14 protein-coding genes are annotated in these 12,572 nt (G+C 73.5%); 3 read left to right on the forward strand and 11 right to left on the reverse strand.

The window, feature by feature from the left end; genetic code table 11:
- Positions 1–18: 18 nt before the first annotated feature.
- The 8 genes from ACFY3C_RS09105 to ACFY3C_RS09140 are packed head-to-tail and all read right to left on the reverse strand — an operon-like array spanning position 19 to position 7,081.
- Positions 19–1,413 carry a V-type ATP synthase subunit B gene (locus ACFY3C_RS09105; RefSeq protein ID WP_386577289.1) on the reverse strand — a complete coding sequence of 465 codons (1,395 nt, stop codon included), beginning with the start codon at positions 1,411–1,413 and terminating at the stop codon, positions 19–21.
- Positions 1,410–3,158 carry a V-type ATP synthase subunit A gene (locus ACFY3C_RS09110; RefSeq protein ID WP_390770313.1) on the reverse strand — a complete coding sequence of 583 codons (1,749 nt, stop codon included), beginning with the start codon at positions 3,156–3,158 and terminating at the stop codon, positions 1,410–1,412. Before ACFY3C_RS09110 ends, ACFY3C_RS09105 begins: the two co-directional genes overlap by 4 nt.
- Positions 3,155–3,664 (reverse strand): hypothetical protein, encoded by a 510-nt coding sequence (locus ACFY3C_RS09115; protein WP_386577287.1) that lies wholly within the window; start codon positions 3,662–3,664, stop codon positions 3,155–3,157. Before ACFY3C_RS09115 ends, ACFY3C_RS09110 begins: the two co-directional genes overlap by 4 nt.
- Entirely contained in the window at positions 3,664–3,894 is a 231-nt protein-coding gene (locus tag ACFY3C_RS09120) for a hypothetical protein (RefSeq protein ID WP_390770314.1), read from the reverse strand. The genes ACFY3C_RS09115 and ACFY3C_RS09120 overlap by 1 nt, the downstream gene beginning before the upstream one ends.
- Positions 3,891–4,304, reverse strand: coding sequence for an ATP synthase subunit C (locus ACFY3C_RS09125; protein ID WP_386577285.1), 414 nt, complete (start codon positions 4,302–4,304; stop codon positions 3,891–3,893). The genes ACFY3C_RS09120 and ACFY3C_RS09125 overlap by 4 nt, the downstream gene beginning before the upstream one ends.
- A complete protein-coding gene (locus tag ACFY3C_RS09130; RefSeq protein WP_390770315.1) occupies positions 4,289–5,731 on the reverse strand; it encodes a V-type ATPase 116kDa subunit family protein in 1,443 nt (480 codons plus the stop codon). Before ACFY3C_RS09130 ends, ACFY3C_RS09125 begins: the two co-directional genes overlap by 16 nt.
- A complete protein-coding gene (locus ACFY3C_RS09135; protein WP_390770316.1) occupies positions 5,718–6,647 on the reverse strand; it encodes a hypothetical protein in 930 nt (309 codons plus the stop codon). Before ACFY3C_RS09135 ends, ACFY3C_RS09130 begins: the two co-directional genes overlap by 14 nt.
- Positions 6,644–7,081: a hypothetical protein gene (locus ACFY3C_RS09140; RefSeq protein ID WP_390770317.1), complete on the reverse strand. Its 438-nt coding sequence runs from the start codon at positions 7,079–7,081 to the stop codon at positions 6,644–6,646. Before ACFY3C_RS09140 ends, ACFY3C_RS09135 begins: the two co-directional genes overlap by 4 nt.
- Positions 7,082–7,249: 168 nt before the next feature.
- Between ACFY3C_RS09140 and ACFY3C_RS09145 the strand changes: the two genes are divergently transcribed.
- Entirely contained in the window at positions 7,250–8,122 is an 873-nt protein-coding gene (locus tag ACFY3C_RS09145) for a CBS domain-containing protein (protein ID WP_390770318.1), read from the forward strand.
- 36 nt (positions 8,123–8,158) lie between these two features.
- Here the strand turns inward: ACFY3C_RS09145 and ACFY3C_RS09150 are convergent, their stop codons facing one another.
- A complete protein-coding gene (locus ACFY3C_RS09150) occupies positions 8,159–8,815 on the reverse strand; it encodes a CBS domain-containing protein (RefSeq protein ID WP_386577280.1) in 657 nt (218 codons plus the stop codon).
- Between the two features lie 229 nt (positions 8,816–9,044).
- Here ACFY3C_RS09150 and ACFY3C_RS09155 point away from each other — a divergent pair, with 229 nt between their 5' ends.
- Positions 9,045–9,950 carry a universal stress protein gene (locus tag ACFY3C_RS09155; RefSeq protein ID WP_390770319.1) on the forward strand — a complete coding sequence of 302 codons (906 nt, stop codon included), beginning with the start codon at positions 9,045–9,047 and terminating at the stop codon, positions 9,948–9,950.
- Positions 9,951–10,019: 69 nt separating this feature from the next.
- A complete protein-coding gene (locus tag ACFY3C_RS09160) occupies positions 10,020–10,892 on the forward strand; it encodes a universal stress protein (protein ID WP_390770320.1) in 873 nt (290 codons plus the stop codon).
- A gap of 47 nt (positions 10,893–10,939) precedes the next feature.
- Here the strand turns inward: ACFY3C_RS09160 and ACFY3C_RS09165 are convergent, their stop codons facing one another.
- Positions 10,940–11,368: an OsmC family protein gene (locus tag ACFY3C_RS09165; RefSeq protein WP_390770321.1), complete on the reverse strand. Its 429-nt coding sequence runs from the start codon at positions 11,366–11,368 to the stop codon at positions 10,940–10,942.
- Positions 11,368–12,549, reverse strand: a complete 1,182-nt coding sequence (locus ACFY3C_RS09170; protein ID WP_386577276.1) for a site-2 protease family protein — start codon at positions 12,547–12,549, stop codon at positions 11,368–11,370. Before ACFY3C_RS09170 ends, ACFY3C_RS09165 begins: the two co-directional genes overlap by 1 nt.
- Positions 12,550–12,572 lie beyond the last annotated feature (23 nt).

Below are 12,572 nucleotides of genomic sequence, written 5' to 3' on the forward strand. Positions count from 1 at the left end.
CCCGGCGCCCGTGCGTGCTCACGTCGGCTCCTCGTCCTGCCGTGCGGCGTGGCTGTCGAGCAGGTCCGCCGGGATCATGCCGAGCTGGCTGCGTGGCAGGGTCAGCAGCACTTCCCAGGCCCGGTCCACGGACTCTTCCAGTGACCGGTTCTCGTCCGTGCCCTGGGCCAGGAACCGGTTCCGGAAGGCGTCCTCCAGGTCCAGGTGGCCGAGGTCGGTCGGGCTGAGTGCCGATCGCCCGATCAGGTCGGCGAGTTCCCGCACCTGCCGGGACCGGGCCAGCGCGGCGATCAACTGCGCGGCGACGGCCGGATGGTCCGCCCGGGTCCGTCCTGCTCCCGTTCCCTTGCGCATCAGACGCGACAGCGAGGCCAGCGGGTCGACGGGTGGATACGTGCCGACCGCGTGCACCTCGGCGGACAGCACGATCTGCCCCTCCGTGATGTACCCGGTGAGGTCCGGAACGGGGTGGGTGATGTCGCCCGCCGGCATGGTGAGCACCGGCAGCACGGTCACCGACCCCGGGCGGCCCCGGATCCTCCCGCACCGTTCGTAGAGGGACGCGAGGTCGCTGTAGAGGTAGCCCGGGTACGCCCGGCGGGCCGGAATCTCGCCCCGCGCAGCGGACACCTCGCGCAGCGCCTCCGCATAGGCCGTCATGTCCGTCATCACCACGAGGACGTGACGGCCCTCGGTGAACGCCAGGTGTTCGGCGACCGTCAGCGCGAGACGCGGGGTGAGCAACCGTTCGATCACCGGGTCGTCGGCCGTGTTGACGAGGAGGGCCAGTTCCCGTGCGGCGGAGCGGGCGGCCAGCCCGTCACGGACGAACGCGGCGTCGGCGTGTGTGAGTCCCATGCCGGCGAACACGACGGCGAACGCCTCACCGCCGCAGGTCGCCTGGGCCGCGATCTGTACCGCCAGCTCCAGATGCGGCAGCCCGGCCGCCGAGAACACCGGCAGCTTCTGCCCCCGCACCAGCGTGGTGAGCACGTCCACGGCGCCCACACCGGTGAGCACCGGCTCGTTCGGCGGTTCCCGGCGCACCGGGTTGATCGGCGCGCCGCCGACCGCCGCGTGCGATCCGCCGAGCACCGGCGGGCCCCCGTCGGCCGGTTCGCCCCGCCCGTTGCACACCCGCCCCAGCCATCCGGTGCCGACCGGGATCCGCAGCGGCGTGCCCGAGAAGGCGACGCGGGTGCCGGTCCGGTCCATGCCGGCCGTGTCCTCCAGAACCTGCACCACCGCGAGATCCCGGTCCACCTCCAGGACCAGCCCGTGCCGTCGTTCACCGGAGTCGAGGACGATCGTGGCGAACTCGTCCCAGCCGACACCGCTGACGCCTTCGACGACCACGAGCGGGCCGCGCAGTTCCCGCACACCCGTGTACTCGACGTCGGCGAGGCCGCTCATGCCGCCTCCTCGAGCCGGGCCAGTACGGTGTCGCGAGCCGCTGCCACAGGAGCGGTCTGTGCCGGGCCGGCCGTTTCGCGCGCTCGCAGCAGCGGCGTGAAGTCGACCGCCTCGACGGCGTCCGCCTGGGCGCCGGAGTCCACCAGTTCCAGGCAGCGGTTGATCACCGTCAGCACGGCCTCCACGAGGGCGGCGGTCTTCTCGGGAGCGCTGTAGGCATCGGCCGGCGACAGGGCGCTCTGCTGGACCAGAGCCTCGCGCAGCAGCCGCCCCGCGAGCACGCTGATCCGCTCCCGGGGCGGCAGAGCCGTGATACCCACCAGGTCGACGAGGTCGGCCAGCCTGTCCGCCTCGGCGAGCAGCAGCGCCACCCGTCCACGTCGCGCGGCCCACTCGGCGTCACCGGCCCGCGCGTGGGCGGTGGCCAGCGCGGCGGCGTCCCGTGAGAAGGAGTCCGCCCAGGACACGGCCGGATAGTGCCGTGCGTAGGCGAGTTCGCGGTCCAGGCTCCACAGGCACCGTACGAAGCGTTCGGTGTGCGCGGTGACCGGCTCGGTGCGGTCACCGCCCGGCGGGGACACGGCGCCGATCACCGTGACGGAGCCGGTCGCACCGCCGAGGGTGCGCACCGCGGCGGCCCGCTCGTAGAACGCGGCCAGTTGGGAGGCGAGCCCCGCCGGATAGCCTTCCTCGGCGGGAAGTTCGCCCATGCGGGAGGCGAACTCGCGCAGCGCCTCCGCCCAGCGGGAGGTCGAGTCGGCGATCAGCACGACATCCAGGCCCATGTCGCGGAAGTACTCGGCGACCGTCGCACCCGTGTGCACGCTCGCCTCACGGGCCATCATCGGCATGTTCGAGGTGTTCGCGACCGTCACGGTCCGGTCCGCCAGACGGCCCCCGGTACGGGGATCGGTCAGCTCGGTCAGTTCCTCGATGACGTCCGCCATCTCGTTGCCGCGCTCACCGCAGCCGACGTAGACGATCACGTCGGCGTCGCACCACTTGGCGATCTGCTGCAACAGCATGGTCTTGCCGGTGCCGAAGCCGCCCGGCACGGCGACCGTGCTGCCGCGGGCCACCGGGAACAGGAGATCGACGGCCCGCTGCCCGGTGTTCAACGGCACGTCCGCCGGCAGGCGTCGGGCGACCGGCCGTGGCCTGCGCACGGGCCAGGACTGCGCCATCCGCACCTCGTGCCCGCCCACCACGGCGAGTACGGCGTCGACGGAGTGCTCGCCCGGCGCCGCGACCCGGGTCACCTCGCCCGAGCAGTCCGGAGGCGCCAGGAGCCGCAGCGCCACGCTCGCCCCGATCTCCCCGAGGACGTCCCCGGCAGCCACCCTCGCTCCCTCGGTCACCCGTGGTGTGAACGACCAACTGCGCGGTTCCGGTGGTGAGCTGGGTCCGCCCGTCATGAGGAGGTCACCGGCTCCGGCCAGGGGGCGCAGCAGACCGTCGTACACGCCCCCGAGCAGATCCGGGGCCAGACGCACCGACAGCGGGCGGCCCTGGGGCTCCGCAGGATGCCCAGGGGCCAGTCCACCCGTGTACTCGTACGCCTGGACGGTGGCTGTGTCCCCGTGGATGGCGACCACCTCGCCCGGCAGCCGGGCGGAGCCGAGCACGACCAGGTCGTGCATGGCGACGGTGGGCGGGCAGGAGATGTCCACCAGGGAGCCGGCGACCCTGAGGATCACCGGGCGGGACGAGTCGTCTGCGGGGAGGGTTGCCGCAGCGGCGGTCACGGCGCCCTCCACAGCGTCTCGGCCTGCGCACCCAGCCGCTCCAGGGCACGGTCGGCGAGAGCGTCCGCCGACAGGTCGACCCGTCGGCCGGGCACCTCGGCCGTCACTCCACCCCCTGCGACAACCGTGACCCGCGCCTGCGTTCCCAGCAGCGCCCGCGCCGCCTCGGCGAGTCGGGCCTCCGATACGGCCCCCTCCGCCAGCGCTCGGCGCACGCCCGCACGGACCGCTTCCCTGAGTTCGGCGTACACCTTGCAGCGAGCCGCGAGTTCCACCGCCCAGGCGTCCTGCACCGCTCGTACCCGCTCCCGGGCCGCCGCGGCGGCGCCGTCGGCCTCGCCGAGGTCCCGGGCCCGCGCGAGTACCTCATCAGCGGTCCGGCGTGCTGCGCGCAGGGTTGCCTGCGCGTCGCCCTGCGCTCGTTCCCGGACGGCGTCGGCCGAGGCCCGTGCCGCGCGCAGCAACTCGGCGCGCACGGGGTCCAGTGCATCCACGGACGCGGTCATCAGGGCATCACCACGGTCAACGGCCGGGAAGGGGCGGGGGCCATCGCCTCGGCCCCCAGCGCCTGGGCGGCCTCGGCCGTGAGAATCACGAGGCCGACCGTGCTCGGGAGCGTCTGCCAGGTACGGCGGACGGCGTCCGGATCCTCCGCCACCAGCACGTCGACCCCTGCCAGGGCCAGTCCGCACACGCCGGTCCATGTGCCGATGGCGGCCACGGTGCCCATCGTCATGCCTTTCCGATCAGCAGGATCGCGACCACCAGCCCGTACACGGCGATGCCCTCCGCCAGACCGACGATCACCATCGCCCGGCCGAACATCTCCGGTCGCTCGCTCAGCGCGGCCAGAGCCGCCGCTCCCGTGTAGGCGACCGCGATCGCGGCCCCGATCGAGGCTCCGGCCACCGCGATGGCGGCCCCGATCAGAGCAGATCCGTTGACGCCGCCGGACGTGGCGGCCTGAGCCGACGCCTGAGCGGGACCCGCGAGCGCCGTGCCGAGGACGGCACACGCGCCGCCCAGCAGGGCGAGGTTCGTGGCCAGCAGCCAGCGGAAGGCGTGTCTGGCCCGGCGCCGCCGCAGCAGCCGGACGGCGCCGAGCACCGCGGCCAGGACCGGCAGGACGATCAGCCAGGTGAGCATGGGATCACCTTCGTAGAGCTGTCGGCAGGTTCCGCCGGGGGAACGTGCCACGGACGGAACGGGCGGCCCTCCGCCTCGAAGAGCCGGGAGAAGAGTTCGTAGAACTCCAGCCGCAGGGCCTGCACACCGGCCACCAGGGCCTCCAGACCGAAGGAGAGGGCCGTGCCCACGGTGAACAGCACCACCGCCCCCGCGACTCCGGCGGCGCCGCGCCCGGCCAGGCCCGTCGTGCCACGCCACACCAGGTCGGCGAGCGCGGCGTGCGTGAGGCCGAAGGCCGCGAGCCGGGCGAACGACAGGGTGTTGGTGGCCGTACGCACGACGACGTCGAACAGCCGCACCGCCGTCTCGGCGTATCCGGCGCCGCCGCCCGCTGTGGCCCGGAACAGGCCGAGGGCCACCAGTGCCAGCCCGATGACGGTGAGCGTGGCCCCGGCGACGGCCGCAGGCGGCCGGTGCAGGAGCAGGCCCGCCGCGCCGAGCGCGAGCCCCACGTAGAACAGCAGCCCGGCACAGCCGGACGCCGCGTACAGCGCCGTGCCCCAGCCGCTCTCACGCACGCGGTTGACCGCTCCGGCGGCATGCGTGGCGGCAAGCAGTCCCGCCCCGAAGAGCACGGCGGCGGCCAGCAGGCGGGAAGGACTGTCCAGCGGGCTCAGCCACAGCACCGGCAGCAGCCCGGTCGGACCGAAGAACTCTCCGTAGGCGGCGCCCGCGAGCATGGCGGCGACCCCGGCGCCCGCCAGGAACGGCCACAGCCTGCTGAGCCGGGCGAGCCGACGGGGCCGCCCGAGTCGCAGCGCGAGCGCGCCGCACAACAGCAACGCCCCGTGCCCCACGTCCCCGAACATGATCCCGAACATCGCGACATAGGCGAGGCCCGCCGGCCATGACGGGTCGAGGTCCGCATAGGCCGGAGTCCCGTACGTCGTCACCAGCGGCGTGAAGGAAACGGGCCTGCCCGGCCGCAGCAGTGTCGGCGGATCGGTGCCGCGAGGGGACGGCAGCAGCACCAGTGCGCCGCCCGCGGCGGACAGCCGGCCCGCCACCCGGGGCACCTCGGCGGCCGGGCACCATCCGGCCAGCGCGGCCACCTCCCCGCGTCGTACCGCCCCTTCCGCGCGCTCCTCCAACTGGGCCTCGCCGGCCAGCAGTTCGACACTGCGGCGAGCTTCGAGGAGGTCGAGGTCGGGCACGTCGGCGGCCAGGGCGGCGGAGACGGTGTCCTCGGGACCGTCCGTCGTGGCACGTCCCCGCAACCGCTGCAGCCGCACCGCCGCCGCTCCCGGAGCCGCTTCCTCGGCGCGGTCCAGCTCCACGCATCCTTGCTCGGCGATCCGCACCAGCGCGTCCCGCAGAGCCGCCTGCGGCACGATCACCGCCACACGGCGCATCCGGACCGGCGTCATCGCCTCAGGCCAGGGCATCGAACACCTCCCCGGGCCGCCCGCCGCGCGCCGCCGACTCCAGCGCTGCCCGCACCCGCCACGCGTCCACGGACAGCACCGCGACCGCGCCCACGACCACGCGCGGGCCGTACCGGCCGTCCCGCAACAGCATCGCGCCGTCGTACTGCACCTTCCGCCACCAGCCCGCCTCGGCCCGCCACAGCCCTCCCGGCTCCGCCACGTCCGCCACGACCCAGCGTGCCGTCGAGGGGAGGCCCTCGCGGAACTCCTGGTACGAGGCGGCGGACGGCGCCCGCGCCCCGAGCAGCCGGGCCGCGTCCCGCCCTACGGGCCTCGGCAGAGCGCGCTGGTGGACGAACAGTTCACGGGCGATCAGCAGGGCGGCGCGCCCCTCGGCCCAGCGGCGCGCGGGCGGCACGGCGACGGCGGTGCGCCGAGCGGCGGCCATCCTCATGCCGGTGATCAGCGCCCAGGGCGTGTCGCCGCCGGGATCGCCCCAGGGCGAGGTGGTGAGCGCCGCCCGCAGCTCCGTGGGTGTCCCGGCATGCTCCAGGCTCCGCCAGGCCGTCTCGAGCGCCCCGAGCCGGTACGGCGCCGGGGCCTCCGCAGGACGACCGTCCTGCGCGAGCAGCCGGGAGGCCACGTTGGCGATCTCGAACCCCGCGGCGAGCGGAACGAGCAGACGGGCACCGCCCCGGGGCAGCCAGCCGGCCAGCACCCGCAGATGCCACAGCAGCGCGGCGGTCACCGCCCGCTGCGCCTCGGGCAGGCCGACCGCCGTCCGCACGTAGCGTGAGTACGGTGTCGCCGCCAGACGCTGCAGGGCGTCGTCGAGCGAGGCACAGGCCGCGATCTCCCGCGCACCGTCGGCGCCCGGGTACCGGGTCACGAGGGCCTTGGCCCGCACCGCCCCGGCCACCCAGCCGGCGCTCATGGCGCTCCGCCCACCCTGACTGCCAGGCGCAGCGCGTCGGCCACCGCACGCTCCACCAGATCCGGCATGCGCTCCGCGGCCCGCTCCCGGACCGCCGAGGCGGCGCGGTCTCCGGCCGCCCGAACGGCCTCAGCCTCCTGCCGCGCCTCCCGCAGGAGGGGCTCCGCAGCCTGCCGGCGCATCTCGGGGCCCCGCTCCCGGGCGGCCGCCACGAGGCGTTCCGCCTCCCGCGCGGCGTCGCGCCGGACGGCTTCGGCCGCCTCGTCCGCGGCGGCCCGGATGCCCGCCGCCTCCTGCTGCACGCCCGTCAACTGCGCGAGCGTGGGCTCCAGTTCCGCGGCGCGTTCCGCCGTACGATCGGCGGGCACCCCGGTGGCGGACGCTCCCGGCGTCCCCACCGGACGGAACCGCTCCAGGAAGTCCCGCAGGCTCATCGGCGGCCTCCTGCCGGGTCGGCTGCCCTTTCAGTCTCACCGTTCCCCTCCCGCCCCGCACCGGATAGGGCCGTCACGTCGTTCGACCAGGGCCGTTCGGCTCTTGGCGACGGCGGACGGAGCGCGAGACTGGGACGGTAGGCAACCCGACGAAGTCCGGAGGCCGCCGTGAATGAGCACGAGAACTACTCCGCGGAGGCCCAGGCTCGGCAGGGCCTGCCCTCCCGACCCTGGAGCCCCGGCGAGACGGACCGGCAGGACAGGCTGATTCGCTACCTGGGAGCCGTGGCCACGGCTGCGGCCGAACGCGCACGTTTCGCAGAGCAGGCCCCCGTACGCGACACCACCGGCCCGGCGCCGGCGGCCGCCCCGGCCGAGCAACGACCTTCGCCGCCCGAAGCCTGGGTCCCGCTCGTGCGGGACGTCATGGACGTACCCGCCGTCTCCCTGCGCGACGACCTGCCGTACCGCGACATCGCCCGTCTGCTCGCGCGCGAGCAGGTCGGCGCCGTCCCGGTCGTCGACGCCGACGACCACGTGATCGGTGTCGTGTCGGAGTCCGACCTGCTGGCGAAAGTGGCCTTCGAGGCCTCCGGTCACCGGCCCGGACGCGTCGGAAGGCTGCGCGAGCGTCGGATGCACAGCAAGACCCGCGGTGAGACGGCCGCCGACCTGATGACGAGCCCCGCGATCACGGTGCTCCCGGGCGCGACCGTCGCCGAGGCCGCCTGGCTGGCCACACTCTCCCGGCTCAAGCGGCTCCCGGTCGCCGACGGCGTGGGCCGCCTGGTCGGCGTCGTGCGCCGCAACGCGCTGCTCCAGGCCCTCATCAGGGACGACGCAGGGATACGGGCAGAGGTCGAGGCCAGGATCGAGGCCTGCTGCCCGCCGGAAGACCGCACCACGGTGGAAGTGGCCGTCCAGGACGGCATCGTGGAGCTGACGGGACGGATGCCGCCGGCCACTACGGCCCGGCTGGTGGCGGAGGTGGAAGCCATCGCCGATGTCGTCGAGGTGAAGAACCTTCTCACCGCCGTCTGACCCGGGGCGCGCCGATCGCGAGCCGGCGCGCACCGGCTAGCGCACATTCGCCCCTCGGGTGAGGTCGAACTCGACGTCCACCACTCCCTCGACGGCGCGCACCAGACGCGCGGCCACGGGGACCAGGGCGGTGTCCTGGACCTGGCCCGTCAGTGTGGCGACTCCGTCGTGCACATCCACCTGGATGGCCGAGGTCGTCAGCGGGAAGAGGTACGACATGATCTCGTGCCGGATCTCCTCGGCGATGTCCTGGTCGTCGCGCAGGAAGACCTTGAGCAGGTCGGCGCGGCTGACTATGCCCGCCAGCAGACCGGCTTCGTCGACCACAGGCAGCCGCTTGACCTTCTCGCGAGCCATGATCCGCGCGGCCTCGGACAGGGTCGCGTTCGCGCGGACGGTGATCGCGGGCGAGGACATCAGGTCTCCCGCGGTGACCGCACCGGCCTTCGCCACGTCGGCGGGCCGGCGCAGCAGTGCGTAGCCCTCCTCGGGGCTGTCCCGGAGTTCCTCCGTGGGCAGCAGGTCGGCTTCCGAGACCACGCCGACGACCCGGCCCTCGCCCTCCAGCACGGGCAGGGCGCTGACCCCCCATTCCTGCATCATCCCCACGATCACCTTGAACGAGGCCCACCGGCCGACGGAGGCGACCGTCTGGGTCATGACATCGCTGACGATGTGCGGGGTGCCGTACATGGTGACCCCCTAAGGTCCTCGGCGGGTGGTCCTGCTGCTTCCAGGGTGTGTCGGTACGGAAGGATTGGGAAATGGGCCCGTAGGCCCCCGGACGGGCCGTTCGGCCTCCCGTCCCCGCCACCGCGGCTCCGGTGGGTCGGTCGGCCCCGCTCAGGGACCTCTGGCCTTTGACCTCAGCCCGACCGTGCCACCACGCTGGAATCGGACCCTCACGCGGGAGGTGGAGACCATGCTCCGAACCGTCACCATAGGCCTCGACGGATCACCCGAGAGCCGGGCCGCCGCCGAGTGGGCGGCACGTGAAGCGACGCTCCGTGCCCTGCCGTTGAAGATCGTCCACGTCTGGGAGCAGGTGCCCGCGCACGGGGCTGAGGCGCAGCTGCTCGGCCCGGAGACCGACCAGCACTGGATCGAGCGGATTCCGCACGAGGCCGCCGAGGGCATCCGGCAGAGCCACCCCGGTCTCGAGGTGACCAGCGAGCAGTTGAGGGGGAGCGTGGTCGACTTGCTGTGCGAGGCGGCGGGCTCCGCCGACCTGTTGGTGCTCGGCTCGCGGGGCTTCGGCGCGATCGGAGGGTTCGTGGTCGGCTCGGTGAGTCTGTCCGTCGTCGCACGCGCCGAACGACCGGTGGTTCTTGTGCGGGCGGGTGAGCAGGCCGCGGACGAACACAAGACGGACCAGGCGGGCGTGCCCTCCGCCGAGGCACCCTTCCGACCCGTGGTGCTCGGCCTCGACACCGACGAACCGGACGACACGCTGCTGGAGTTCGCCTTCGACGCCGCCGCACGCCGGGAAGCGTCCCTGCGAGTCGTCCACGGCTGGCCCGAGCCGCCCACTTCCTTCTACCGCTTCCCCGGCGACGCCGAACTCTACGACACTCTCGAACGCCGGCATGCGGCCGCTCTCACCGAGGCCCTGCGTCCCTGGCGGCAGAAGTTCCCGGGTGTCGAGGTGATCGAGGCGAGCCGGTGCGGCAACGCCGCGCAGATCCTCGTCAACTCCTCGCGCGACGCGTCGCTGGCTGTCGTCGGCCGACGCATCCGCACCAGCCACCTCGGCGCACACATCGGGCACGTCACCCATGCCGCCCTGCACCACATCACCGCCCCCGTCGCCGTCGTGGCGCACAGCTGATCCGGCACTTCACGGACCACAACCCATGAAGGGACGAGCACCCATGAAGGCACCAGGACGGTGAACAGGATGGACCTTCCGATCGTCGTCGGCGTCGACGGTTCCGAGTCGAGCCTGCGGGCCGTGGACTGGGCGGCGGACGAAGCCGCCCTGCGCGGCACGGCTCTCAGACTGGTGTACGCATCGCTGTGGGAGCACTACGAGGGCGCCTCTCTCGCGCATGACCTCGGCAAGCCGTCGGAGGAGGTGATGGCGGAAGAGATCGTCGACGCCGCCGAGCGGCGCGCCCGCCACCGGCAGCCGGGCATCAAGGTGACCACCGACGTGCTCCCCGAGGAGCCGGAGTACGTGCTCGTGCGCGAGAGCCGAAGCGCCCTGGCGGTGGTCATGGGCTGCCGTGGCCGCAGCAGCATGGCCGAAGCACTCCTGGGCTCCGTCGGCGTCATGGTCGCGGGTCACGCCCACTGCCCGGTGATCGTGCTGCGCGGCAGCCACGACAACCAGGCCCGCTCGGGGGCGCGCGGTCGCATCGTCCTGGGCGTCGGTGAGGAGCCGACGGGCTCGGCCGCTGTGCGGTTCGCCGCCGAGGAGGCTCTGCTGCGCCGTGTGCCGCTGGAGGCGGTACGGGCCTGGCGCCGGCCCGCGCACGCGACCACGGAACATCCGCTGATCGTCGGCGAACCGGCGCACCAGCACGAGCAGGAAGCCGTGGAAGCGCTGGCGGAGGCGCTGCGCGATGTGCCGGCCGACCTACAGGTACAACGCCGTACGGTCGAGGCTCGCGCCCGCGACGCCCTGCTGGCCGCCTCCCGCGAGGCCGACCTGTTGGTCGTCGGTGCCCGGCGCCGCCACGGCCACTTCGGCCTCCAGCTCGGCCGCGTCGCCCACGGGGTGCTGCATCACGCCGCATGCCCGGTGGCCGTCGTGCCGGAGCGTGACTGACGTCGAACCAGGTTCCACGGCCACGTGGCCACGCGCACGGCCACGGATCAGCCGAACTCGATCTGTATCTCGGGCGGTTGCCGCAACGTGTTGTGCACCGTGCAGTGATCGACCACCGCACGCAGCGCCTCGAGCCTGGCCCCGCTCAGCTCGTGTGGCACCAGGACCCGCAGGCGCACGGAGGCGATACGGGCAGGCCGGTCGTCGGCCATGGTGAAGTCCGCCAGCACGCTGAGCTGTTCGCGGTCGAGGTGGTGGCGTTCGAAGAAGCGTCCCGCGTAGTAGGCGACGCATGAGGCGAGCGACACGACGAGCACTTCGACGGGCGTCGGGCCACGGTCGTCACCGCCCGCCTCGACGGGCTGATCCGTGACGAGGGTGTGCCCGCGTACCGTGACCGCGAAAGCGTGACTCTTGAGGTGACTCACCTGCACCTGGTGCGCAGGCACCGAGGTGGCGGGCGGGGGGATGGTCATCACGTCTCCTTCGGATGTTCGGGGCGCTCGTGGCGCGGCCCTGCGGAGCCACGAGCGGTGGCTGTGGCCGGCCAGGCCAGGGCACGGGTGATGTCGGCGATGGTGAGGATGCCGACGAGGCGGCCCTCGTCGAGGATCAGCGCACGGCGCACGGGGCTCGCCTCCAGACGGGGGAGCAGGTCGAGCACGGGTTCCTCGGGGGCGGCCGTGATGACCTCGTCGAGGGGGCGCATCACTTCGTGGACCGTCGTGCGCGCGCGGGCCTGGGGCGGCGTCGCGTCGACGCGCCGAAGCGTCAGCACACCAGCCACCGAGCCGTCGGCTGCCAGCACCGGAAACGCGGAGTGGCGGTAGTGGCCGAAGGGTCCCTCGGCAAGGAAGTCGGTGAGGGTCGCCGTGGCCGGCACGGTGACCGGGTCCGGCGTCATGGCCCGGCTGACCGGGACACCGCGCAGAAGGCTGCGCATCTCGGCCTGGCGGGCCTCGGCGGTGGCCGCGGCTATGAGGAACCAGCCGATCAGCGCGGGCCACAGAGCGGACAGGTCACGTCCGTACAGCACGGCCAGAAAACTGGTCACCACCATGAACCAGCCCAGTGCCCGGCCCGCCGACGAGGCACCTCGCGTGGCTCGCAGCCGGTCGCCGGTGCGGTGCCACAAGTACGCGCGCAGCAGCCGTCCTCCGTCGAGCGGCGCGGCGGGCAGCGCGTTGAAGACGGCCAGCAGAATGTTGATCGCGGCCAGCCATGCGAACGCCTCGACCACCAGTCCGGACGTGTGGAGTGCCTCAAGCCCTGCGGCGACGCCCGCGAGCAGGCCCCCGGCCAGCAGGCTCGTGAGCGGACCCACGCCGGCGATGCGCAGCTCCGCGGCCGGCGTCGGCGCCTCGTCGTGCAGCCGGGCGGCGCCGCCCAGCATCCACAGAGTGATCCCGTCCACCTGGACGCCGTTGCGGCGGGCGACCACGGCATGCGCCAGTTCGTGCACCAGCAGGGAACCGAGGAAGACGACGGCGGTCACCAGGGCGAGTCCCCAGTACACGACGGCGGAGTGGCCCGGGTGCGCGGCGGGAAACCGGCCGCGCGCCAGCGCGACCCCCACCAGGGCGACGATGACCAGGACACTCCAGTGCAGGCCGACCCGCACGCCGGCGATCCGGCCGAGGGACAGCGTCTCGTTCATGACATCTCTCCTCACCCTCCGGC

This window comes from Streptomyces sp. NPDC001410, assembly GCF_042895235.1.
Taxonomy (GTDB): Bacteria; Actinomycetota; Actinomycetes; order Streptomycetales; family Streptomycetaceae; genus Streptomyces.